The sequence below is a fragment of the Paraburkholderia podalyriae genome, from assembly GCF_014397785.1.
Lineage (GTDB): Bacteria > Pseudomonadota > Gammaproteobacteria > Burkholderiales > Burkholderiaceae > Paraburkholderia > Paraburkholderia podalyriae.
Genome location: NZ_VZQQ01000005.1, coordinates 26,680 through 48,464, shown reverse-complemented (window position 1 = coordinate 48,464; position 21,785 = coordinate 26,680). Strand labels below are relative to the sequence as shown.

Here is a 21,785-nt window from a genome sequence, read left to right as displayed (position 1 = left end):
TGCCAGGCGTCAGTGGTCGAAGCTGGTGGAACTCGACACGTCGAGCCACGCTTCGAGGTTCTCTTGCACGGACGAAAGTTTCTTCCGAACGACGTCGACGGCGTCCGGACCAAGTGGTAGCCGCAGCGGTGGGACGTCTGCGGAAACCGCGCGCACGATGGCGTCGGCAGCCTTGGCCGGATCGCCCGTCTGCGTGCCGTGGTAGCTGCTCATGTAACGGCGCATCTTGCCCACGGTCTCCGTATAGACGGGTGATTCGACCTCGCTCCACTTCAGCGATCCGCCTGCGAAATTGGTGCGGAAGCCACCCGGCTCGACCACGGTCACACGAATCCCGAACGGACTCAGTTCCTGAGCGAGCGATTCCGAAAGCCCTTCGATCGCGTGCTTCGAAGCGCAATAGAAACTGCAGCCCGCGATGCCGATCACGCCCGCGACCGACGAGAAGTTCACGATATGACCGCGATTGCGCTCGCGAAAATGAGGCAGTACGGCGCGTATCACGTTGACCGTTCCAAACACGTTGGTATCGAACAGCTGACGTGCTTGCGCGTCGGAGACCTCTTCGAGTGCGCCGAACAGACCGTAGCCGGCATTGTTGACGAGTACGTCGATGGCGCCCGCGCGCTCGATGGCCTGCGCGACGGCGCGAGGCACCGCTGCCGCGTCGGTCACGTCAAGCAGCACGCCGTGCGCGCGTCCGGGTGCGAGATTGTCGAACGGCGTGATCTGTGCGTCATTCCGAACGGTCCCGACCACTTTGTCCCCACCGGCGAGGACCGCCTGCGCAAGGGAACGGCCGAAGCCGGACGAAACGCCGGTAATGAACCACACGGCTGGGTGTGTCTTGGTTTCAGTCATTGTCGAATTGGGTTTCAGATCAGTAGGAAACATCGATTTAGTTGACGGTCCGGGCCTCGGTCATGTCGGCGATCTCTCCGCGGACGTAGGCGTCGATCGTTCCCGCGCAGGACAGCTTGTCGTCGCCGCCCGGCAAATCCTTGTAGCGCATCACGTCGCGAATGATGGGCGTGCGCACGCCGTCGATGCCGTGACCGAACTCCACGGTGACCTTGTCGCCGCTGATCACGCCGCCCCAGCGCCCATCCGCGAGCAGGTCGATCACGCCGAGCCGTCCCTCGACGATGCCTTTCCCGTCCGCAGGATTAAGCAGTTGTTCGCCGGTCGAGTCGAGCACCAGCGGGACGAGCCACGGCGGGACCGTCCACGCCTTCGCTTCATGAAACCACGGGCAAAAGCCCGATACTTCGCCCATGCCGTAGCCGTCGTTGAAGTTGGTCGCGTTGAAGTTGAAGAAGCGCTCGCACTGTTGCTGGAAGTCTTCCGGCAGGTTTGCACCTTTCTTGCCGCCGCCGATACTGATGATCGTGTCGGGGTGAAAGTCGGCGTCGGGAATGCCACGCTGGCGCGCCGTGGCGACGATCTGGTAAAGCATGCCCATCATGCCCATGATGAACATGGGCTCGTGACGGCGTTGGAGCAGTTGGTCGATGAACTGCCGGAAATCGGCTTGTACGCGTTCGCTGCGTTCTCGACTTTCATTCTGGAAGGCTTCGATTTCACTGGGGAGCGCGGTGCCGTCCGCGATGGCCCGCCGCATGCGTGCCATGCGCGTGGTGTGCGCGGCGCTTTGCGGCACATCCGACATGTAGTGAATGTCTCCCGGCATCGCAATCGATTCGGCGAATTTCGCCATGCGCTCCGTTCCGGTGTAAGAGCCGGAGGAGGGCGTCAGAAGGAACACGGGATAGCGACGCGACGGATCGCGCATGCCGCTCGCCGCCCAGCGAATGCCTTGGGAGAGGAGGCGCCAGCCGAGTTCGCGGTCGGCTTCGCTCTGGTAAATAAAGGACTGCTTGCCCGAGGTTCCGCTCGAGCTCATCACGTAGTGGCCGTTTCGACGCAGCGCATTGATCCAGTCGTCGAGATCGGCAATCGTGCCGTAGTCGACTCCGTCGATCTTGCGGGTTGTGAGCGTTTGAAGCCACGCTGTGAGGTGGCGCCATTTTCCCTGCTCGATGAACGAATCGGGATAGCTCTTGTAGACGGAGTCGGCAAAAAGCAATGGCACGGCGTCACTCATGCTCTTCACTTCCGTCACGCCGGCTTCGCTGGCCCGCCTGTCGAGAATGCGAATCTGCTGCCGACGCTGCATGAAGCGCTCGCGCACGGCTTGCAGTTGCGCGGCATGGAGGTTTTCCGGCGCGTTGCGGAAGGGGTCTCGAAGATCCGTGAGTTGGAGCAGCGCGGAAAGGGCTTGCATTATTGCGTCTCCTCCGGATTCGGGCCCGATTCCTCCGAGACCCATTTCATGAATCGATGGATCGGGAACATGCCGTCATGCGGATAGCCGCCAACCCCATCTGAAATAGACTCGCCCAGCGCCACGATGCGTTGCACGCCAGCGCACGCGAGCGCGTCGCGCACCTCTGTGACCCGGTGCGGCGGATAGATGCCGACCGTTTGCGTGGCGACGGTCGCATAGCGCGCACCGTCGCGCAGGCTTGCCACGGGAACGACGTTGACGGTCTTGCAAATGGGATGAAAATCGACCATTTCTTCCGACCGAATGACGAGCCCCTTGCCGTCGTATCCGCCGAACACCCGGTAGAGCGGCTCCATCTCACGCAGCACATCGACCGCTTCGCGAATATCGCTGGGCACCAGCGGGCCCTGACCGTCGCCATAGCGAAAGTCCTGGCCGAGTGCCAGCGCCAGTTGCTCGGCATAGCGGTCGGCGTCGTCCTCGTCGCCTTCGATGAATTGATACCGGCTCGCATTGCACGCGTCCTGGTTGAACGACAGCACATCGGCTGCGCCGGCACGCGCGACGTCGCGCAGTATCTCGTCGGATGCAAAGGCTTCACGGCCGACCAGCGAGATAGATACCTTCGGATCGAACGCGACCAGTTCGAGCCCGGGGCCAGCGTAGCGCATCACATGCCGAACCGCGCTGTCGCCGCCCCACACGACAATCTTGTCGAAGTACTGCGGACGATAAAGAATCGACTCGACATTTTCGTCTCCACCGCGCCAATACGCAGCCGAAAACGACTGGGTGACGGGATGATCCGGGTCGATGTCGGCCATCGTGCGCAGAATTGCCGTGGCCGTGAAAAGATCGTTCGAAGGCAGCTTGAGCAGATGGACGCCTTTCGTCAGCGCCGCGCGCATGACCGTCATGGCTGCGACCATCGGCGAGTTGCCTGCGAGAACATGTACGAGGCGCGGTGGAAACGCGCGTAGACGACTCGGGCGCCCGCGCAGCGTGCGTGCCACCCAACCGTCGACGAGGCGCGCGTCGCCAAGACTTACGCGCAGCTCGTCCTCGATCACCTCGCGTGCGAAAAGGTTGGGAATGTCGCGATAGCAGTTTTCGAGAATCCGTCGCCCGAGCGGACTCACTTTGATCATTGACTCGAGCGCGGCCTGCATCAGCGGATTGACGTCCAGATGCAAACGCGGCCCCAGTTCGACGAGAAAGTCGATGACCTTCGCAATCGGAATATCGAAAGCGGGACCGGGCTGGGCTCGCGGCCACACGAGGTCGTCAAGGTCGATCCTGGGGGTGCAGAAACCTTGGCCAAGATCACGCGACACGTGCCTGATGGCGCTTCCGTTGACAGTGCGACCGCGGTATACGTGAGGAACCGGCAGCGGCGCGAGGCCTGGCTCTTGCGCCGGATTCCCGTGTTGCCTTTCTGTTGTTTCGGGGTGCTCCATAAACGCTCCTTTTCAAATTTCGATACGCGTTGACTTGCGGCGCAGACGCTGGTCGATTCCGAGGTTGCTGTCGCTAGTCAGCTTAGGTTGACGATCATCCGATCGAGTAAATGTTTGACGGTTCGGACTTCTTCGACGGTGAAGCCGCGAAGCTGCCGATTACTTGCATCGACGATGTGCGGCAGGGTTCCGCGCAACAACTGGCGGCCGTTTGCAGTCAGTGTGAGCTCGACACAGCGTCGGTCGGAAGTGCTGCGAATTCGTTCAATCAATTCTCTTTTTTCAAGCGAATCGAGCTTGCGGGTCATGATGCTGCTGTCAGCGAGCAGCACCCGGCACAAGGCGGTAGGTGTGCGAACACGTCCGTCGTACAGTGCTTTCAGGATTCCCCACTGTATTGCTGAAAGCCCGCTCGCAGCGAGCTTTCCGTCGATCTCCGCGCCAAGCAGAAGACGAACCAGATTCATCTTGAACGCGACGCTCTCTTCAGTACGGTATTCCTCGGGGGCAAGCCTCTGTGCGAGTTCGGCGCCAGCCGGTTCTCGCTCGAGCGTGATGGAGTCGGGTAGATTCATCGATTTCCTGCCAAAAAAGTAGCTGCATTTGCAAGCAACTATATGCACGCCATTCGAAATATGCAACGATAGGCGAGGTGTGGTTTTCCCCATGTTGCGACGGGGAGCAGGTATGCGCGACGATGCGCACGCGTCTTTTTGTTTGCAATCTTCGGGAGGAACCGTGTCGGAATCTGGTGTGGTAAGTGACATGGCGTTGCCTGTCGCTGTTGAGGAAGTGACCGCAAAGTGGCTAACCTCCGCGATCGCGTTCCGCTTTCCCGGCGCCGAAGTAACTTCGTGCAGGCACGTGGAGGTATTGCCGGGTACGTCGACCAAGGTACGCGTCGCACTCGAGTACAACGACGCGGGACAGGCAATGGCGCTGCCGGCGCGCATGATCGTCAAGGGCGGTTTCGAGGATCACAGTCCTTCGATGAGCGACATGTATCGCAACGAAATGCGCTTTTATCGCGACGTACTACCGTTCATCAATATGAACGCGCCTAGATGCTTTTTTGCAGGCACGGATCCTGACGCCTGGCAATCGGTCGTAGTGATGGAAGACCTGAGCGAGCGTAACGTTCAGTTTTGCCGTGCCCAGCAATCGCAGGGCTACGAACAAGTCGCCCTGCGGTTGAGTGCGATGGCGCGCTATCACGCGCAAACATGGAACAGCCGGGAGTTCGACAAGGGCGGTCGGCTCGAATGGGTGGGAGAGCGCTTTTCGGACTGGTCGCTGGAATACCAGAACCGATACCTCGAACCGGACGTCTGGGCCCACTACATATCGCTGCCGAGAGGAGCGGCAGTAAGCCGGTATCTGCACGATCGGGACTGGATGATGGCATCTCTCGCGCGCATTGCGCGCGAACATAAGAGCAAACCGGTATGCCTTATTCACGGCGATACGCATCTGGGAAATCTGTACGTCGAAGCTGACGGGACGCCAGGTTTTTTCGATGCCCAGGTCAGTCGGGCGCCTTGGAGCCTCGAGGTCGCCTACCACATAGGGTGTGCACTCGATATCGAAGACCGTCGCTCATGGGAGCGGTCGCTGCTCGAACACTATCTTTCGCAGCTGGCGATTGGCGGGGTCGAGGCGCCCGATTTCGACGAAGCGTGGAACGACTATCGACGCGATCTCGCGTATGGATACTTCATCTTTGCGATTAACGAAACCCGCTTCCAGACCGAAGCAGTGAACACCGCGTATGCGGCACGCTTTGGCGCGGCATTGGTGGATCACCGCACGGTGGGCGAATCGACATGATCTAAGCCAATAATGCAACCGTATGTTGCATTATTGGCTTCGCGAGACTAAGCTCGACCATCGGCAGCCACCTGGCGAGTTATGGCTTGAACGTGAACGAGCAGGTGCTCGCTCGAACGTTCAAGATGACAATCGACTTTCATCAACCGATTACAGCATGCCTGCTCCGAAAATCTTTCATCAACGTTTGAGCGGCAAGATCGCGATCGTGACCGGCGCAGGATCGCTCGGTCAGGGTTTTGGCACAGGCAAGGCAATTGCCTGTCTTTTTGCGGCGGAGGGCGCGTCCGTCTGTCTCGTCGATCAGCAGTACGAGCGGGCGGCGCAAACGCTCGCGCTGATCACGGAAGCGGGCGGCAGAGCGTTCGTATCGACCGGCGATGTCACCGACGGCGCTGTCTGTGCGCGCATTGTCGAAGAGACCGTACAGCGGTACGGAGGCCTGGACATTCTCATCAACAACGTCGGTATCTCAGGCGCGCCGGGGCGATTGCAGGACGTCGACGAAGCGTCCTGGGACCGTGTGATCGACGTCAATCTGAAAAGTGCGTTCTTGATGAGCCGAAGTGCGGTGCCGAAGATCGTGGCGCGCGGGGGCGGGGCCATCGTCAACATCGGTTCGGTCGCAGGCATCCGCAGCCACGGGTCGGCCGCGTATGGCTCGTCAAAGGCGGCAATGGTCGGCTTTACGCGTGAACTCGCGGTGATGTACGGCCGCGACCATGTTCGTGCCAACGCGATTGCTCCGGGGCATATTTTCACGCCAATGGTGGAAAGCATGCTTGACGATAAGGCTCGCGAACGTCGCCGCAAGATCGCGCCCCTCCCATTGGAGGGAGATGCATGGGACGTCGCGGCCGCCGCGCTGTTTCTCGCCAGCGACGAATCGCGATTCATTACTGGCACGTGCTTACCCGTGGATGGTGGCGTGACGCAGGTTGCGGCGCTTGCGGCGTACGATCTGGTCCAGCAATAGCTACCGTATCGGGCGGGGTACCTCGGGCAGCAAAGCGTCACTTCCCGTTGTGCTTTGCTGGCCTGATTTTCTGGTAACTTAGCGTGGCCGAATTTGACCCGCGTTACAGGAAACGGCACCTGTCTGGCACTGGCATGGCCGTCGAATTGCGGTTCATGCCAATCGCCCCTTTGCTCGGCACGCGTTTTTGCTATCCGAGAGGCGAGGGTCTCCACCGATCGATGATGGCATGACTGCTCGCAAGGCCGCAGATTCGCTTTTTGCCGCGTTAGCGGACGCTTCCAGACGACAACTGTTGACGCTGCTGAGCAAGGGAGCGCAAAGTGCAGCCGCGTTGGCGCGTGAACTGAACATGTCACGTGCGGGGGTGACGGGTCACCTGAATGCGCTTGACGAGGCTGGCTGGATCGATGTTGCTGTCGATGACAATGGCGAGGCGTTCTATTCGAGACGTTCTCAGGCTGACGCACAATTCCTGACGGAATGCGTAGCGTTGCAGAGGTCAGCATGCTCCGAGGATGGCGATGCGTTGGACCAGCAGGCGGTAGTGTGGGCGCGCGAGTGGCCAGCGGAGGATGCGAACATTTATCTGATCGGGCAACGACTTCTACGGCTATCTGCGCACATCGACCGGGCGCTCAAGGAAGCCGCTGCGAGTCAGGGACTGCTGGCAGCCGAACTATTGCTACTGGACGCGCTCCTGGTTTCAGGGCCGCCTTACTCCCAGTCTCCAACGCAACTTCAAAAGCCGCTGGCGATGACGCTCGGCGGCATCACCAAGTGCGTCAGCAGACTTGAGCAGATCGGCTTGGTGGAGCGCTTGCCGGATCCGGCGGATGGGCGTGGAATTCTCGTGCGAATGAAGTCACGGGCGCGCAAGGTTTTAAGGAACATTCTCCATGAGGGGGCGTACGGCACCGACTGGGTGGCATCCAGTCATATGACGCCTGAGCGGCGAGCTGCACTGTCGATCTTGTTGCGGGAACTGCATCTCTTTGCAGATGCTGAGGCCGAACGTCGGAGTACCGAGCGCGGCTGACATGGTTGCGGTGGTCACCGCCTCGATAGCAACGCCTAACTCATCACCATCGCCATCTCGGCTGGCAACAAGCGCGCAAGGCGCAAGACGCAAGACCCGTCACAGGCGGGCGTTCTCAGCTGGCCTTCTCCTCCGTCTTTTGTTGCCTCCGACGCATCCGGTGGCAATCGACCACTGCCGCACAACGATATCTTCCCGATCGATAGCTCCGCAACAACGCATTGGAGCGCTCGCTTCTCGTGCCCGCTCGGTACAAACACCAGGATTAACCAAGATACTTTCCCAGTAAAGTACATTGACAGATGCTTGATGACGAGCAGGACATTCACGCCAAACGGAGATCCGAGCGATGAGGGCCGCGTATTTCACGAGGGTAGGTTTACCGCTGGAAGTTAGGAGTGTTGCCGATCCGAGTCCAGCATCCGGAGAAGTCGTGCTGAAGATTCACCGCTGCGGTATTTGCGGATCGGATCTTCACATGACGGATGGGCACGCTCCGCATTTCACGCTTCCAGAAAATTCGACACTTGGCCACGAATTCGCTGGCGAGGTGATTGCCGTGGGAAAGGGTGTAGAGAAGCTGAAGGTCGGCGATGCAGTTACCGCGCTGCCGTTTGTCGGATGCGGGCACTGCGCGACTTGTCTTTCCGGCAAGCCCAACTTTTGCGCGGATTTCAAGGGCGCCGCCGCTGGATTCGCTCAGTATGCAGTCGTGGCCGAGCGCGTAACGACCAGGCTCCCGAAGACGCTGAGCATGGAGGACGGCGCACTGATCGAGCCAATGGCGGTTGGCTTGCACGGCGTTGTGCTGGCAAAACTCACGCCGGGTGCGAACGCGCTCGTGATCGGCGCGGGTCCCGTCGGGCTTGCAGCGACGTTCTGGGCCCGCCGCCTCGGCGCCGGACGCATCGTCGTCACCGCTTCCTCACAGCGTCGCGAAGCGCTTGCACGGCACATGGGTGCGGACGAGTTTGTGGTTCCGGAGGACGGGCAGGATCTGGCGGCGCTGGCTGGCGATGCGCTTAAGGGTTCACCAGACGTCGTTTTCGAATGCGCAGGGCAAAAGGATCTGATTGCGAAGGCGATTCATTGCGTCAAGCCACGGGGCGACGTCGTAGTGCTCGGCTTTTGCACGGTGCCAGATCAATTTATCCCCGCGGTAGCGGTATGGAAGGAAGTGCGAATTCAGTTCGCTGTCACCTACAGTATGCAAGAGTTCACTCATGTTGCTAACGTGTTCGACGCGGGCTCTGTCGAACCGCGCGCGATGATCACGGATCGCGTCTCTCTCGACGCGTTACCCGAGATGTTCGAGACTCTGCGCAATCGCTCGACGCAATGCAAGGTAATGGTGAATCCATGGCTGAGCTGAAATCCTGGCGCGACTATCTGTCCCAGTTGGCAAGCGCAGACAGTCTGCTCGAATTGACTGAAACACCCAGCGATCCTCAAACACGCGCGGAGCTGTATCGGCAGTTGCAGATGAATCTTTCGCTGGCCTACTTCATCTACTTCCAATCCGATCCGCTTCATCCTGACTGGCTGCCCTTCCTTAACTCAGTTTTCATGCTGCAGCCGAATCCCGACGATACCTATTTCGTCGCACCGTTGCGAGGAGACTTGCGATACCGGATTGTCGGAGAGCGCGGCAGCGTGCATTTGCTGACGCTCGACATCGGCCGCGGGATCATGGGCACTACCGATGAAGTCCACCCGCCGCTCGGTCAGTTCGATCTCGACGACGTAGAAATTGGCGATGACGGCAGCTTCGAAATTTTGTTGAGCGCGCAGCGTCATGCCGGGTACGACGGCAACTGGATCGAGCTGCATAGCGAGGCTGACTTCGCGATGCTGCGCCAGCGCTCTTATGCATGGGGAAGGGAGCATGACGCGCGAATCGCTATCGAGTGCCTCGATGCCCCGCCGTTGAAGCCGTCGATGGGCCACGAGGAGATCGCCAGGCGTACCGGCGAGTTGATGGACTACGCGAAGCGCTTGTCACGTCGCTGGCTCACGCATATGCAGCAACTGCGCACGCGAATCAATGTGAACGAGTTCGAGTTTTTCGCTTTCAGTGGTGGGCTCGCGAAGCAGGCGTACTGGCAGGCGATTTTCGATTTCGGTGATGACGAAGCGCTCATTCTCGAAACCGTGCTGCCGCAGACGCGCCGCTACTGGAACGTGCAATTGAACGACACACTATTCAACGCGCTTGACTATATCGATCACCAAAGCAGCCTCAATGGGCATCAGGCACACGTCGACGACGACGGCCATTTTCGCGCGGTGATTGCTCATCGCGATCCCGGTGTCCTGAACTGGCTGGATACATGCGGCGTCAACCGTGGGACTGCGATAGGCAGATGGTATGGGTGCAGCTCGGAGCCGGTTCCGACGCTCAAACGTGCGCCGCTTTGCGAGTTGCGCAATCACTTGCCGGCAGGAACTCGATTCGTAGACGAAAGCGAGCGCCACAGACTTCTGCGCGACAGACGCATAGGTGCGCAGTTGAGACGGCGGTGGTAGGGACAGAAATGGATTTCGGGAGACAACAGATGTCAGTATCGAAACGATTCACGGGTGCGGAGGACGAACTTCACGCGAGCGCGAGTGCGGCCGCTGGCCTGACGGATTTCGGCTCCAGCGGTGAGTACAGGCCGGGCCTGACACAACTTTTGAACGCGCTCGACGAAGATGGTCCGCGCTTCGCGCCGGGTGGACGGGAATTTGCGTGGAACGCAGTGGTCGGTGCTTTGATTTCGCGCCTGACGCTGGTAGAGGGGCTGCGCAAGCATGCCGATGTGTTGTCGCGGACGCCGCGGCGCCCACTCGTCATCACCGGCATACCGAGAACCGGTACGACCGCGCTGCACAAGCTGCTTTCGGTTGATCCACAATTTCAGGGTTTGGAAAAATGGCTGACCGTCTTTCCGCAGCCGCGGCCTCCGCGCGATACGTGGACCAGCCATGTTCAGTTCCAGGCGACCGCGGCCGGGCTCGAGGCCTTTTTCAGGTCAGCGCCAGAGATGCGCGCGGCACACAATATCGTGGCTGACGAGGTAGATGAATGCCTCGAAATACTCAAGCAAGGCTTTTGCAGCAATCTGTGGGGCTCGTCGTTCCGTGTACCTCAATACGATCGCTGGTGGCGTCAACAGAGCGAATTGCCTGCATATCGTTACTTGGCAAAGACGATCAGCCTCATCGGTGCGCGCGACAGCGAAAAGACGTGGCTCTTGAAGAATCCAGGACACCTGATGCAGTTACCGGCGCTGTTCGAGGTCTTTCCGGATGCATGCGTGGTACAGACACATCGAGATCCAGTGGAGGCGCTGCCTTCGCTCGCGAGCGTGCTGGTGATGGCGCGTCGGATTTCTGAGGGCGAACAGGTCGACAGGCACGAGATCGGCAGGCGCGAACTGGATAACTGGGCGCACGCCAGCGAAGCGTCAATTGCGGCGCGCGCGTCCTTGCCCAACAGGCAGTTCCTCGATATCAGGCAGGCCGACTTCCACGCCGATCCGATTGGCGCAATCACGCGTATCTACGATCACTTCGGCTTCAGACTGACCGCCGAAACGGTGGAAGCGATGCGCCGACGCGTCAAGCAGAGTCCCGAACGCGCTTATGGCGCGCATCGATATACGCAGGATGAATTCGGCCTTGTACCGGCAGCGATCAGGGAGCGCTTCTCCCGCTATATGACCACTTATGGATTGCACTGATGAAAACGCCGTCGCTTTCCCCGTTTTCCGGCTTTCTGCAGATCGCGTACGTCACCACCGATGTGGACGAGGCCATTGAGCGCTTTCGCAGAGAACAGAAGGTGCCGACGTGGGCGCGCTTGCAGGGTATTGAAATAGAGTCCATCGCGGGACGTCGCTGCAAGCTGAACATCGCGCTCGCGTTCGTCGGGGCGGTTCAGCTGGAACTGATCGAGCCGCTGTGCGGCGACGACCGCGTGTATCGCGATGCCCTGCCTCGAGACGGCTTCGCGATTCGCCATCATCACATAGCGCAGCTGATCGAGAGCGAAGCGGCTTTCGAAACACAGCGTGAGGAAATGGCTGCCGCGGGCGTGCCTATCGTCATCGACGGCCAGTCGCATGGCGCCGCCCGGTACTTCTATACGGATCACCGGGGGACGCTCGGGCACTATATCGAGCATATCTGGTACACCCCTGCCGGTCTCGCTGTGATGGAACAGGTGCCTCGCAATGGAGTGGTCCAATGAACGCTGCCAGCACGGCGCTTTCGGTTGACGACGATCACCGTCTCGCAGTGCTCATCGCTACGGCGGCCGGCGGCGCCTTGAACGCGATGCGCGCGTCGGCCGTGCTTGCGGGCAAACCGTTGGGCGCAGCCGGCGATGCCACGGCGAACGAGCTGATTACAGAGATTCTCGCTCGCACCCGACCAGACGACGGCTTTCTGTCGGAAGAATCCGCGCCGGATCCAAAGCGGCTCGCTCTCGATCGTGTATGGATCATCGACCCGCTCGATGGCACGCGCGAGTATGGGGAACGACTCGAGGGGCGCGAGGACTGGGCGGTCCATGTGGCACTAACGGTTTGCGGCGAACCCCGCGCTTGCGCCGTGGCGCTTCCGGCTCGTGGGGTGACATTCGGAACGTTATCGCCGCCGGAGCTGCCGCCAGCGCCCGAAGGGCGGCTGAAAATTCTCGTGAGCCGTTCCCGCGCTCCGGAACTGGCGCTGAGGGTCGCCCAGCGACTGAACGCTGAACTGGTCCCCATGGGCTCGGCAGGCGCAAAGGCAATGGCGGTGCTGCGTGGCGAGGCTCACGCGTATCTGCACGCAGGCGGACAATACGAGTGGGATTCGTGCGCTCCAGTAGGCGTCGCGCTCGCGGCTGGACTTCACGCCAGCCGCATAGACGGGAGCCCGTGCATCTATAACGGAACGGACGTCTGGATGCCCGATTTACTCGTATGTCGGCACGAGATCGCCGAATCGATACTGACCGCCATCGCGGCCGCGCAGTGAATCTGCTTTGTAAAAGGATGTGCTATGCCGACGTTGACTCATCTGCGGCGACTTGAAGCCGAGAGCATTCATATCATGCGGGAAATCGTCGCTGAGGCACAGCGTCCAGTGATGCTTTACTCCATCGGCAAGGACAGCGCCTGCATGCTCCACCTGGCAAAAAAGGCCTTTTACCCGGCGCGCCCGCCGTTTCCGCTTCTGCATGTGGATACCACCTGGAAGTTCCGCGACATGTACGCGATGCGGGACCGGATGGCTCGCGAGACCGGAATGGAGCTGATCGTTCACCAGAATCCGGAAGCGAAAGAACTGGGCATCAACCCGTTCGATCATGGTTCGCAGGTTCACACCGACATGTGGAAGACGCAGGGCCTGAAGCAGGCGCTCGACAAGTACGGCTTCGATGCCGCTTTCGGGGGCGCTCGCAGAGACGAAGAGAAATCGCGTGCAAAAGAGCGAATCTTTTCATTCCGTACGGCTACCCACCAGTGGGACCCCAAGAATCAGCGACCCGAACTGTGGCGCCTATATAGCGCGCGAAAGAACAACGACGAGTCGATCCGCGTGTTTCCCCTCTCTAACTGGACCGAGCTGGACATCTGGCAGTACATCTACCTCGAGAATATCCCCATCGTGTCACTCTATTTCGCGGCGAGGCGACCCGTGGTGAATCGGGACGGCACGCTAGTGATGGTGGATGATGACCGCATGCCACTCAAGCCGCACGAGAAGGTAGAAGAGAAAATGGTGCGCTTTCGCACGCTTGGTTGCTATCCGCTTACCGGTGCAGTCGAGTCGAACGCCACGACATTGCCGCAAATCATTCAGGAAATGCTCTTGACGACGACCTCCGAGCGGCAGGGGCGCGTGATCGATCATGACGGCGCCGCATCCATGGAGAGGAAGAAACAGGAGGGGTACTTCTAATGGCACACGTCTCTGAGCTGATCGGGACCGATATTGAGCGGTACCTGAAGCAGCACGAAAGAAAGAGCCTTCTGCGTTTCATTACATGCGGGAGCGTGGATGACGGCAAGAGCACGTTGATCGGCCGATTACTTTACGAATCCAGGATGCTGTTCGAGGACCAGCTTGCCGCGCTCGAAGCCGATTCGAAGAAGGTCGGTACGCGTGGCGGGGAAATAGACTACGCGCTGCTGCTGGACGGTCTCGCTGCGGAGCGCGAGCAGGGCATCACCATCGACGTCGCCTACCGGTTTTTTTCGACCGACCGGCGCAAGTTCATCGTTGCTGATACGCCCGGGCATGAGCAGTACACCCGCAATATGATAACGGGTGCTTCTACGGCCGATCTCGCCATCATTCTGGTCGATGCTCGCAAGGGCATTTTGCGGCAAACGCGGCGGCACAGCTATCTTGTGTCGTTGATCGGCATTCGCAACGTTGTTCTCGCGGTCAATAAGATGGACCTGGTCGAGTACTCGCGTGAACGATTCGACGAAATTTCCCGCGAGTATTGCGAATTCGCCAGCAAGATTGGCATCCATAGTGTGACGGCAATGCCGATTTCGGGCGTAAATGGCGACAACATTGTTGAAAGGAGCACGAAGACGCCGTGGTATGAAGGGCCGTCCTTGATGCATCACCTCGAGACTGTCGAGATCGACGAAACGCATTTGCAGACGCAGCCATTTCGTTTCCCGGTGCAGTGGGTCAACCGTCCCAATCTTGATTTCCGTGGGTTTGCAGGCACTATTGCGTCCGGTGTGGTGCGGGTTGGTCAGCGTATACAGGTACAGCCATCAGGACGGGAAAGCACTGTCGCAAGAATCGTGACGGCGGATGGCGATCTCGACGAGGCGTTCGCGGAACAATCTGTGACGCTCCTGCTCGCCGACGAAGTGGATGTCTGTCGTGGAGATCTGATTTCAACGGCCGATTCGCCTGCGCAGGTTGCCGACCAGTTCGAAGCAACGCTCGTATGGATGAGCGACCAACCCATGCTACGGGGGCGCAGTTACTTGCTGAAAATTGGCACCCGGACCGTCACGGCAACGATATTGCCGCTCAAATACAAACTGAATGTCGATACGCTTGAACGGGTGGCGAGTGAGACTCTCGCGTTGAACGAGATCGGTGTCGCGGAACTGGAGTTTGATCGCGCGATTGCTTTCGATCCGTACGAGCAAAACCACGAGACGGGCGGTTTCATAGTCATTGACCGTATGACCAACAGTACGGTCGGTGCCGGTATGCTGCGCTTCGCACTGCGCCGTGCGAACAATATTCGCTGGCAGACGCTGGAGGTCGACAAACGCGCGCGGCGGGTGCTGAACGGGCACCAGAGCGGTGTCGTATGGCTGACAGGGCTTTCAGGTGCGGGAAAATCGGCAATTGCAAATCTGCTCGAGAAGCGTTTGCACGCGATGGGCAAGCGAACCTATCTGCTCGACGGGGACAATGTTCGTCACGGGTTGAACAAGGATCTCGGATTCACGGCCGAGGACCGGGTGGAAAATATCCGACGCATTGCCGAGGTGGCGAAATTGATGGCAGATGCGGGCGTGATCGTCATTACTGCGTTCATTTCTCCGTTTCGCGCAGAGCGCGCCCTGGCACGCGAGCTGATGGAGGAGGGTGAATTTATCGAGGTCTTCATCGACACGCCACTCGAAGTGGCCGAGGAGCGCGATCCGAAAGGACTTTATAAGAAAGCGCGTAGCGGCGAGTTAAAGAACTTCACAGGCATCGATTCGCCCTACGAGATGCCGCAGAATCCTGAGATCCATATCAACACTCTGACCGTTTCTCCTCAAATGGCCGTAGAGGTGATCTTCGAGAAACTCCAGACCGCGGGATTCCTTGACGTGTCGAGGGGTGCGCCGCTCTGAGAGGGCGCGGGGCGCTGCGCTTCGCCCGTTGGTGCCGTGCCATTGTTGGTCCTTTGCGTTCATATTGTTATACGACATTCATTTATGTATACTCCTCACTGTCGGCTACGGGAGATGCTGAACGCAATTCTCGTGTCGACGGCGCCCTCGACGGGCGACAGTCCAACGAGTGTGTCGGCGTTTCGAGGCGTCAGGGAGGCAGTGGGGGATGGCGGAAAACAATCAGCAAGATCATGGACCGCGCGAGTCGATGGAATACGACGTAGTGATCGTCGGCGGCGGTCCCGCGGGACTCTCCGCGGCGATCCGCCTGAAGCAGCTGGCAGCCGAAAAAAGCGTCGAGATTGGCGTCTGCGTGCTGGAAAAAGGCTCGGAGATCGGGGCGCATATCGTCTCCGGCGCTGTCATGGATCCGCGCGCGCTCAATGAACTGATGCCCGACTGGAAAGAGCGGGACGCGCCGTTGAACGTGCCCGTGACCGAAGACAGATTCCTTTTCCTTTCCGAAACGCGTGCGACGTCGGTGCCGAACTGGGCATTGCCGGACAACTTCAAGAACCACGGCAACTACGTGATCAGCCTCGCGAACGTGACGCGCTGGCTGGGTCAGCAGGCCGAGGCGCTGGGCGTGGAGATCTTCCCGGGCTTTCCGGCGGCCGAAGTGCTGTACAACGGCGACGGCTCTGTCAAGGGCGTCGCGACCGGCAACATGGGCATTGGCAAAGACGGCGAGCCCACCGGGAACTTCCAACTCGGGATGGAGCTGCACGCGAAGTACACGCTGTTCTGCGAAGGCTGCCGCGGTCACCTCGGCCGCCAGCTCAACGAAAATTTCAAACTCGGCAAGAACGCCGACCCGCAGGTCTACGGCATCGGCATCAAGGAGCTGTGGGAGATCGATCCTGCGAAACATCAGCCGGGTCTGGTGATCCACACTGCCGGCTGGCCTTTGCAGTCGGACACCTATGGTGGCTCATTTTTGTACCACATCGACAACAACCAGGTGATGGTGGGCTTCGTCGTTGGTCTCGCTTATCAGAACCCGTACCTTTCGCCGTTCGAGGAGTTCCAGCGCTACAAGACGCACCCGGAAATTCGCAAATTTCTGGAAGGCGGCAAGCGTGTGTCGTATGGTGCGCGCGCAATCACCGCCGGCGGCCTGATGTCATTGCCGAAGCTCGTGTTTCCGGGCGGCGCGCTGGTCGGCGACGACGCGGGCTTCCTGAACGCGTCGCGCATCAAGGGTTCGCACGCGGCGATCAAGACCGGGATGCTCGCGGCCGATGCCGCGTTCGATGCGCTGCACAATGGCCGCCAGCACGATGAACTGGCGGCCTACCCGGAAGCGTTCAAACAGTCGTGGCTCTACAGGGAACTGTACAAGGCGCGCAACTTCAAGCAGTGGATGAGCAAAGGCTTATATCTCGGCACGCTGATGGTGGGTATCGAGCAGAAGGTTCTCGCCGGCAATGTGCCTTGGACGCTGCGTCACCGGCATCGCGATCACGAAATGCTCAAGCCCGCGTCGCAGTGTAAGCCGATCGAGTATCCAAGGCCTGATGGCAAACTCACGTTCGATCGACTGTCGTCTGTTTTCATTTCGAATACAAACCACGAGGAGAATCAGCCGGCGCACCTCACGCTCAGGGACGCGAGTGTGCCGGTGAACGTGAACCTGCGAACGTATGCGGGCCCCGAATCCCGCTTCTGTCCAGCAGGCGTCTACGAGTATGTGAAAGACGATCAGCAGCAGGACCGTCTGCAAATCAACGCGCAGAATTGCGTGCACTGCAAGACCTGCGATATCAAGGACCCGACACAAAACATCGTGTGGGTCACGCCGGAAGGCGGCGGTGGGCCGAACTATCCAAACATGTGAGTAGATGATAGCTGCTGCGCGAGGATGCGATGTGGCGGTGCATTACCACGAGGCGAAACAGGCCGGCACGATGCGCGCCGTCGTTTCAGCAGCCTTACGTTTTCCGATCCGTCGCCGGCCCCTGGCCGCAACTTAGGCGAGGCTCGTCGCCACCTTGTTTCGGCCTGTCGCCTTGGCGTTGTACAAAGCCTCGTCGGCTGCCTTGATGATTGTCGTTACATCGACATCCTGCTCTGGAGCCCAGCTCGCGGAACCGATGCTGGCCGTTACGCGTCCGTATTCACTGCCTGCGTGTTCGATGGCGAGTTCACTAATGGCCGAACGGATCTTCTCGGCAATCACGGACGCGCCGTCCGGCGGAGTGTCGGGCAGGACAACGATGAACTCTTCGCCGCCGTAGCGGGCTGCGGTGTCGGCCGGTCGCCGAATGTTGTCGCCGATACAGCGGGCTACGGCAGCCAGTGCATCATCGCCTGCCTGGTGGCCGTATGTGTCGTTGTATGCCTTGAAACGGTCAATATCAACAAACAGCAGTGAGAACACGCTTCGCGTGCGCTTTGCCCTGCGCCACTCCTGTTCGAGAATCTCCCCCAAGGGTGCGCCGGTTGTTGAGACCGGTGAGGCTGTCAGTTCTAGCGAGCAACTGCAACTCCGACTCGGCACGCAGGCGACGCTGGAGCTGTGTACCGAGTAGGAATGAGAGCGCGATGAATCCTAACGCGAACGCGCCCATCAGTGAACCTATCGTGAGCGCCCGCCGGTGCCACGCGGCATAAATATCCGGCTCCGCTTCGGCAACCATGATGATCAGCGGCAGATGCGGGAAGTTCTTGAAATAGTAAAGGCGGCGCACCCCATCGATCGACGCGGTGTCGGAAAAACTGCCTTCCGGCGCGGACCTGAACTGCCTGAAGGTGCTGGCCCTGCTGATGTCGCGCCCGACAATCTTCGAATCGTAGGGCTGACGCATGATCATGAGGCCATTGCCGGCGATCAGCGAAATGGCTCCGTGAGAGCCAAGCGACAGTCCTCCGAACAGATCGTGAAAATACTCCAGGTTAATCGCCATCAGCACGATGCCGGCGAATGAGCCGTCCGGGTGCGATACCCGGCGACTCAACGCGATGCTTGGTGAACCGTTGCGCAGGCGGGAGCGGAACGGGGCGCTCACGTAGAGGCCGGCGTCTGGATTGTCGCGCTGGACCTTGAAGTAGTCCCGGTCGGCGAAGTTGCCCTTGCGCGGTGTATCGTTGCCGGCGTCGATGACGACGTTGCCCGACGCATCTAGCACCAGCATCGAACCCAGATTTTTTGCGGTCGCGGCCCGATCGAACAGGATCTGTCCTCGCAGATCAGGCGGCAAGGCCATCACCTTCCGATTGCCGAGCCCATCGACAACGGCCTGCAGTGAAAGCGCGTAAAGCTCGAAATTGCGCTCGATATCGCGTTCCGCGATGAGCGCGACGTTTCGCGAAGTTTCGCGCGCCCGGGCCAGTGCATCCTGCCGACTCTCGTATAGGGAGGTGGCGCATAGCGAGATCATAACAACAGCAATGATCAAGCCGCCCCAAAAAAGAGCGTGCGGTCCGATCAGCCATCCGAGCAAGTTTTTCTTATTGGGCAGTGACGGCATGTTTACCTTGTCTTTGCAGAGTCGGAGCGCTGCGACAGGAGGCGAAAGAGGGTAGATCGGTGAATGCCGAAGAATGCCGCGATTTCCTGCATACCGGTATTGCCCTCATCGGCCAGACGATAGATATGGTCAAGCTGCGTCGGCGTGAGCGTCGGCTTACGGCCGAACTTGGTGCCGCGCGCCTTAGCCGCGGCCCGACCGCTGCTCGTGCGCTCGACGATCAGGCTGCGCTCGAACTCGGCCATACCGCCGAACACCGTCAACACCATGCTGCCGGCCGGCGTCGTCGTGTCGGCCCACAGCTCGGCAAGACTGCGAAGACCGGCGCCGGCCTCGCGGATGCGTTCAACAATGTCGAGCAAGTCGCGGATGCTGCGCGCGAGCCGATCGAGGCGAGTTACAACGATAACGTCGCCGGACCGCAAGTGGTCGAGCATGCGATCGAGCTGCGGACGCGCGCGGCTGGTGCCGGTAATTTTCTCGGCAAAAATCCGGCCGCAGCCGGCTGCACGTAACTGCGCTTCCTGGTTGCCGAGGTCCTGGTCGTCCGTCGAGACGCGCGCATAACCAATCAGGAATGCGCCTGTCTCAATATCGCGCGTGGCGATGTCGGCCGGGTCTCTCACTGGCGCTCTCGCGATTCAAGCCACGACATGGCTTGGTTAAGGGCGTCATCGTGCGCGGACTGCTTCGTGAAGTCTTGGTGTTGATAGATCCTCACCATTCAATCCTCCCGTATCGTTGGTCAAAAACACTTGTCGATGGGCCGCTTATTGGGCGGCAGGGTGCACAGCGACGGCACGCCCATTTACCGCGCACTGCGTTGCAAATTATAGTCGCGTATGTGCACGTATACAAGACTATATTTTGCAACATATCCTCCGGGCACGCCGCGTGCGCCGGCATGCACGGAGGCAGTGCGCAAAGCGCTCCCCGAACCGGAGACGATCATGAAGTGGATAGTGGCAGTAACGAGCGCAATATTTGTCATTGCTGGCACCTGCGCATTCGCGCAGACCGGTGCCGGCAACGCGAACACGGGAAACCAGGCCACTCAAAGTCCGCAGCCGGGAACGGCCGGACAGAGCATGGGTCGCGCTGCAGACGTTGGCGGCAAGCCTGCGAGTGGGACCTTGATGCAGAAGCGCGAAAAAGGCATGTCGCCCCAAGGCGCGTCAGATACCAACGCAACGGGCAAGATCAAACAGTGACGGCCGAACGCCAGGAGTGTCATCGCGGGCCGGGCTTCTTGCCAGGTTTGTGGAGGATGAGGCCTTGCTCGCCAGGACGATCAGGAAGCGCGCGCAGCACGCCCAGTTTGTTGCGAAACTGGTGGAGTAGTCCGCCTAAAATCGCCAGCATCGACAAGATCCACGCCGCTCAAGACCGTCTCAACAAGAGCTGGAGCGAGCAATCCTGATACGCGAGACGAGCGACGCCGCCAGTACGAACCACCCAGCCGCGACGACGAACGCGGCGACGTAGGCGGGTCCGGCACCGGCAAACGACTTGACCCATGACAGCATCCACCCGGTTGCGGCAGGGCCGAGGATCTGCGGTAGCACCATCGACACCTGCCAGATGCCCATGTCCTTGCCGCTGGACGCACCGTCCGGCAGCACTTGCAATGCGAGCGCCCAGTCGACGGCTTGATAGCTGCCATACGCGGCGCAAAAGACGAGCCCGACCGTGATCACCAGCCATAGGTTCGGATACAACGCCAACAGCACAAAGCCGATTGCGGCACCGGCCATGATCCAGCTTGTCAGGCGGACGACTGGAACGACGCCGTGTTGGTCGGCAAGCCGTGCGCCGAGCAGGCTGGCCGGGATCGCGAGCACCACGCCGACACCAAGCAGCCCGTTCAGCAGACCGGTCGGATGACGAATGCCGATCACGTCCTGCAGGTAGTACAACAGGAAGGTGAAGATTGACCAGATTCCCATGTTCCCGAACAGGCGGGTCACGAGCACCCAGTAGAAGTTCTGGTGGAGGCGTGGATCGAGATAGAACGAGCGGACGAACGCGAACAGCTCGAACCGTTCGCGGAATCCGGCGGGCGTCGGCTCGCGCGAGCCGCTAATCGTCAGCCAGAGACACAGCAACATGATCGCAATGAACGTGGCCACCGTGGGATAAAGGTGGCCCGGAGAGTAAAGCGCTACCAGCACCACGTTGCCAGTGATGGTACCGAGTACGGTCATCACGTTGAGCCACGCGCTCGCGCGATTCGCTTGCTGTTTCGGCACGACATCGGGAACCAGCCCGGCGTACGGACCCGCTGCCCAGTTCCACCAGAATTGGAGATGCAGGAACGCGAGCGTATAGAGCCATACGCTCCCCGCGCCGTTGAATGAAGCAAGCCATAGTAGTGCGGCCGAGGTACCGAACACGCCGGTGATCAGAAACGGTCGCCTACGTCCATGCTTTGCGGAGCAGCGATCTGAAAGTGCCCCGGCCAGTGGCGCCACGACCATCGCAACGAATGCGCCGCACGCAATGACCGAGCCGGCCACAGCTTCCTTTAACGCGGCGTTGTGTCCGAGCATTTCCGCAACCTGTGCCGGCACGAGCACCGGGACGACCGTCATCCATTGGGTAAAGAGCGCAAACCACAGCGACGCGATCTGTACGTGACTGAGCGTCGACAGACGACGGGCCGGCCGTATGGTCAATCCGTTCCGGGCTGGACTGGATAGGGTCATGTCAGAAGTTGATGAGCTTCGCGGGCCGGTGCATGCTTTCTTCCTGGCGAGACTATCGAGAAAAATTAGAACACTGCAAGCAAAATAATCTGCTGCCAGAATATTTCACGTAGTTCGTGCAAACCA

At 59.9% G+C, this 21,785-nt stretch carries 18 protein-coding genes and 1 pseudogene; 12 read left to right on the top strand and 7 right to left on the bottom strand.

What is annotated here, in order from left to right; genetic code table 11:
- Positions 1-9 precede the first annotated feature (9 nt).
- The 4 genes from F6X42_RS07245 to F6X42_RS07230 form a co-directional block, all read right to left on the bottom strand.
- Entirely contained in the window at positions 10-861 is an 852-nt protein-coding gene (locus F6X42_RS07245; protein ID WP_187633538.1) for an oxidoreductase, read from the bottom strand.
- A 37-nt stretch (positions 862-898) separates the two neighbouring features.
- Positions 899-2,284 carry a hypothetical protein gene (locus F6X42_RS07240; protein WP_187633537.1) on the bottom strand — a complete coding sequence of 462 codons (1,386 nt, stop codon included), beginning with the start codon at positions 2,282-2,284 and terminating at the stop codon, positions 899-901.
- Entirely contained in the window at positions 2,284-3,621 is a 1,338-nt protein-coding gene (locus F6X42_RS07235; protein WP_312892532.1) for an acyl-CoA reductase, read from the bottom strand. Before F6X42_RS07235 ends, F6X42_RS07240 begins: the two co-directional genes overlap by 1 nt.
- 200 nt (positions 3,622-3,821) lie before the next feature.
- The gene (locus F6X42_RS07230; protein WP_187633535.1) at positions 3,822-4,319 is read right to left on the bottom strand and encodes a MarR family winged helix-turn-helix transcriptional regulator; all 498 of its coding nucleotides are present in this window, start codon (positions 4,317-4,319) and stop codon (positions 3,822-3,824) included.
- 163 nt (positions 4,320-4,482) lie between these two features.
- Between F6X42_RS07230 and F6X42_RS07225 the strand changes: the two genes are divergently transcribed.
- From F6X42_RS07225 to F6X42_RS07175, 11 genes are all read left to right on the top strand, one after another.
- Entirely contained in the window at positions 4,483-5,571 is a 1,089-nt protein-coding gene (locus tag F6X42_RS07225; RefSeq protein WP_312892531.1) for a phosphotransferase, read from the top strand.
- A gap of 157 nt (positions 5,572-5,728) precedes the next feature.
- Complete coding sequence (locus tag F6X42_RS07220) at positions 5,729-6,547, top strand: SDR family NAD(P)-dependent oxidoreductase (RefSeq protein ID WP_187633534.1); 819 nt, start codon at positions 5,729-5,731, stop codon at positions 6,545-6,547.
- A 229-nt stretch (positions 6,548-6,776) separates the two neighbouring features.
- Positions 6,777-7,586 carry a MarR family transcriptional regulator gene (locus tag F6X42_RS07215; RefSeq protein WP_187633533.1) on the top strand — a complete coding sequence of 270 codons (810 nt, stop codon included), beginning with the start codon at positions 6,777-6,779 and terminating at the stop codon, positions 7,584-7,586.
- A gap of 433 nt (positions 7,587-8,019) precedes the next feature.
- Positions 8,020-8,958, top strand: coding sequence for an alcohol dehydrogenase catalytic domain-containing protein (locus tag F6X42_RS07210; RefSeq protein WP_312892530.1), 939 nt, complete (start codon positions 8,020-8,022; stop codon positions 8,956-8,958).
- Positions 8,946-10,112 carry a DUF1214 domain-containing protein gene (locus tag F6X42_RS07205; protein ID WP_187633531.1) on the top strand — a complete coding sequence of 389 codons (1,167 nt, stop codon included), beginning with the start codon at positions 8,946-8,948 and terminating at the stop codon, positions 10,110-10,112. Before F6X42_RS07210 ends, F6X42_RS07205 begins: the two co-directional genes overlap by 13 nt.
- Positions 10,113-10,261: 149 nt before the next feature.
- Complete coding sequence (locus F6X42_RS07200; RefSeq protein WP_246530002.1) at positions 10,262-11,311, top strand: sulfotransferase family protein; 1,050 nt, start codon at positions 10,262-10,264, stop codon at positions 11,309-11,311.
- Positions 11,311-11,820, top strand: a complete 510-nt coding sequence (locus tag F6X42_RS07195) for a VOC family protein (RefSeq protein WP_187633530.1) — start codon at positions 11,311-11,313, stop codon at positions 11,818-11,820. The genes F6X42_RS07200 and F6X42_RS07195 overlap by 1 nt, the downstream gene beginning before the upstream one ends.
- Positions 11,817-12,590 carry a 3'(2'),5'-bisphosphate nucleotidase CysQ gene (locus F6X42_RS07190; RefSeq protein ID WP_187633529.1) on the top strand — a complete coding sequence of 258 codons (774 nt, stop codon included), beginning with the start codon at positions 11,817-11,819 and terminating at the stop codon, positions 12,588-12,590. Before F6X42_RS07195 ends, F6X42_RS07190 begins: the two co-directional genes overlap by 4 nt.
- Before the next feature lie 24 nt (positions 12,591-12,614).
- Positions 12,615-13,517: a sulfate adenylyltransferase subunit CysD gene (gene cysD / locus F6X42_RS07185; protein WP_187633528.1), complete on the top strand. Its 903-nt coding sequence runs from the start codon at positions 12,615-12,617 to the stop codon at positions 13,515-13,517.
- Positions 13,517-15,442, top strand: a complete 1,926-nt coding sequence (cysN, locus tag F6X42_RS07180) for a sulfate adenylyltransferase subunit CysN (RefSeq protein WP_187633527.1) — start codon at positions 13,517-13,519, stop codon at positions 15,440-15,442. The genes cysD and cysN overlap by 1 nt, the downstream gene beginning before the upstream one ends.
- 208 nt (positions 15,443-15,650) lie before the next feature.
- Positions 15,651-17,321, top strand: a complete 1,671-nt coding sequence (locus tag F6X42_RS07175) for an electron transfer flavoprotein-ubiquinone oxidoreductase (protein WP_187633526.1) — start codon at positions 15,651-15,653, stop codon at positions 17,319-17,321.
- Between the two features lie 132 nt (positions 17,322-17,453).
- On the opposite strand, the pseudogene F6X42_RS07170 reads toward F6X42_RS07175, so the two are convergent.
- Together F6X42_RS07170 and F6X42_RS07165 are read right to left on the bottom strand one after the other, a co-directional pair.
- Positions 17,454-18,954: pseudogene (locus tag F6X42_RS07170) on the bottom strand (sensor domain-containing diguanylate cyclase).
- 2 nt (positions 18,955-18,956) lie between these two features.
- Positions 18,957-19,580, bottom strand: a complete 624-nt coding sequence (locus F6X42_RS07165) for a recombinase family protein (protein ID WP_187633525.1) — start codon at positions 19,578-19,580, stop codon at positions 18,957-18,959.
- Between the two features lie 324 nt (positions 19,581-19,904).
- On the opposite strand from F6X42_RS07165, the gene F6X42_RS07160 reads away from it, so the two are divergent.
- On the top strand, positions 19,905-20,165 hold the full coding sequence (locus tag F6X42_RS07160) for a hypothetical protein (RefSeq protein ID WP_187633524.1): 261 nt from the start codon (positions 19,905-19,907) through the stop codon (positions 20,163-20,165).
- Positions 20,166-20,345: 180 nt separating this feature from the next.
- Here F6X42_RS07160 and F6X42_RS07155 read toward each other — a convergent pair whose 3' ends face one another.
- Positions 20,346-21,629, bottom strand: coding sequence for an MFS transporter (locus F6X42_RS07155; RefSeq protein ID WP_246530001.1), 1,284 nt, complete (start codon positions 21,627-21,629; stop codon positions 20,346-20,348).
- Positions 21,630-21,785 lie beyond the last annotated feature (156 nt).

Coding starts and splice junctions, on each gene's coding strand:
- F6X42_RS07245 (WP_187633538.1), bottom strand. CDS start 861: ATGACTGAAACCAAGACACACCCAGCCGTGTGGTTCATTACCGGCGTT.
- F6X42_RS07240 (WP_187633537.1), bottom strand. CDS start 2,284: ATGCAAGCCCTTTCCGCGCTGCTCCAACTCACGGATCTTCGAGACCCC.
- F6X42_RS07230 (WP_187633535.1), bottom strand. CDS start 4,319: ATGAATCTACCCGACTCCATCACGCTCGAGCGAGAACCGGCTGGCGCC.
- F6X42_RS07220 (WP_187633534.1), top strand. CDS start 5,729: ATGCCTGCTCCGAAAATCTTTCATCAACGTTTGAGCGGCAAGATCGCG.
- F6X42_RS07215 (WP_187633533.1), top strand. CDS start 6,777: ATGACTGCTCGCAAGGCCGCAGATTCGCTTTTTGCCGCGTTAGCGGAC.
- F6X42_RS07205 (WP_187633531.1), top strand. CDS start 8,946: ATGGCTGAGCTGAAATCCTGGCGCGACTATCTGTCCCAGTTGGCAAGC.
- F6X42_RS07195 (WP_187633530.1), top strand. CDS start 11,311: ATGAAAACGCCGTCGCTTTCCCCGTTTTCCGGCTTTCTGCAGATCGCG.
- F6X42_RS07190 (WP_187633529.1), top strand. CDS start 11,817: ATGAACGCTGCCAGCACGGCGCTTTCGGTTGACGACGATCACCGTCTC.
- cysD (WP_187633528.1), top strand. CDS start 12,615: ATGCCGACGTTGACTCATCTGCGGCGACTTGAAGCCGAGAGCATTCAT.
- cysN (WP_187633527.1), top strand. CDS start 13,517: ATGGCACACGTCTCTGAGCTGATCGGGACCGATATTGAGCGGTACCTG.
- F6X42_RS07175 (WP_187633526.1), top strand. CDS start 15,651: ATGGCGGAAAACAATCAGCAAGATCATGGACCGCGCGAGTCGATGGAA.
- F6X42_RS07160 (WP_187633524.1), top strand. CDS start 19,905: ATGAAGTGGATAGTGGCAGTAACGAGCGCAATATTTGTCATTGCTGGC.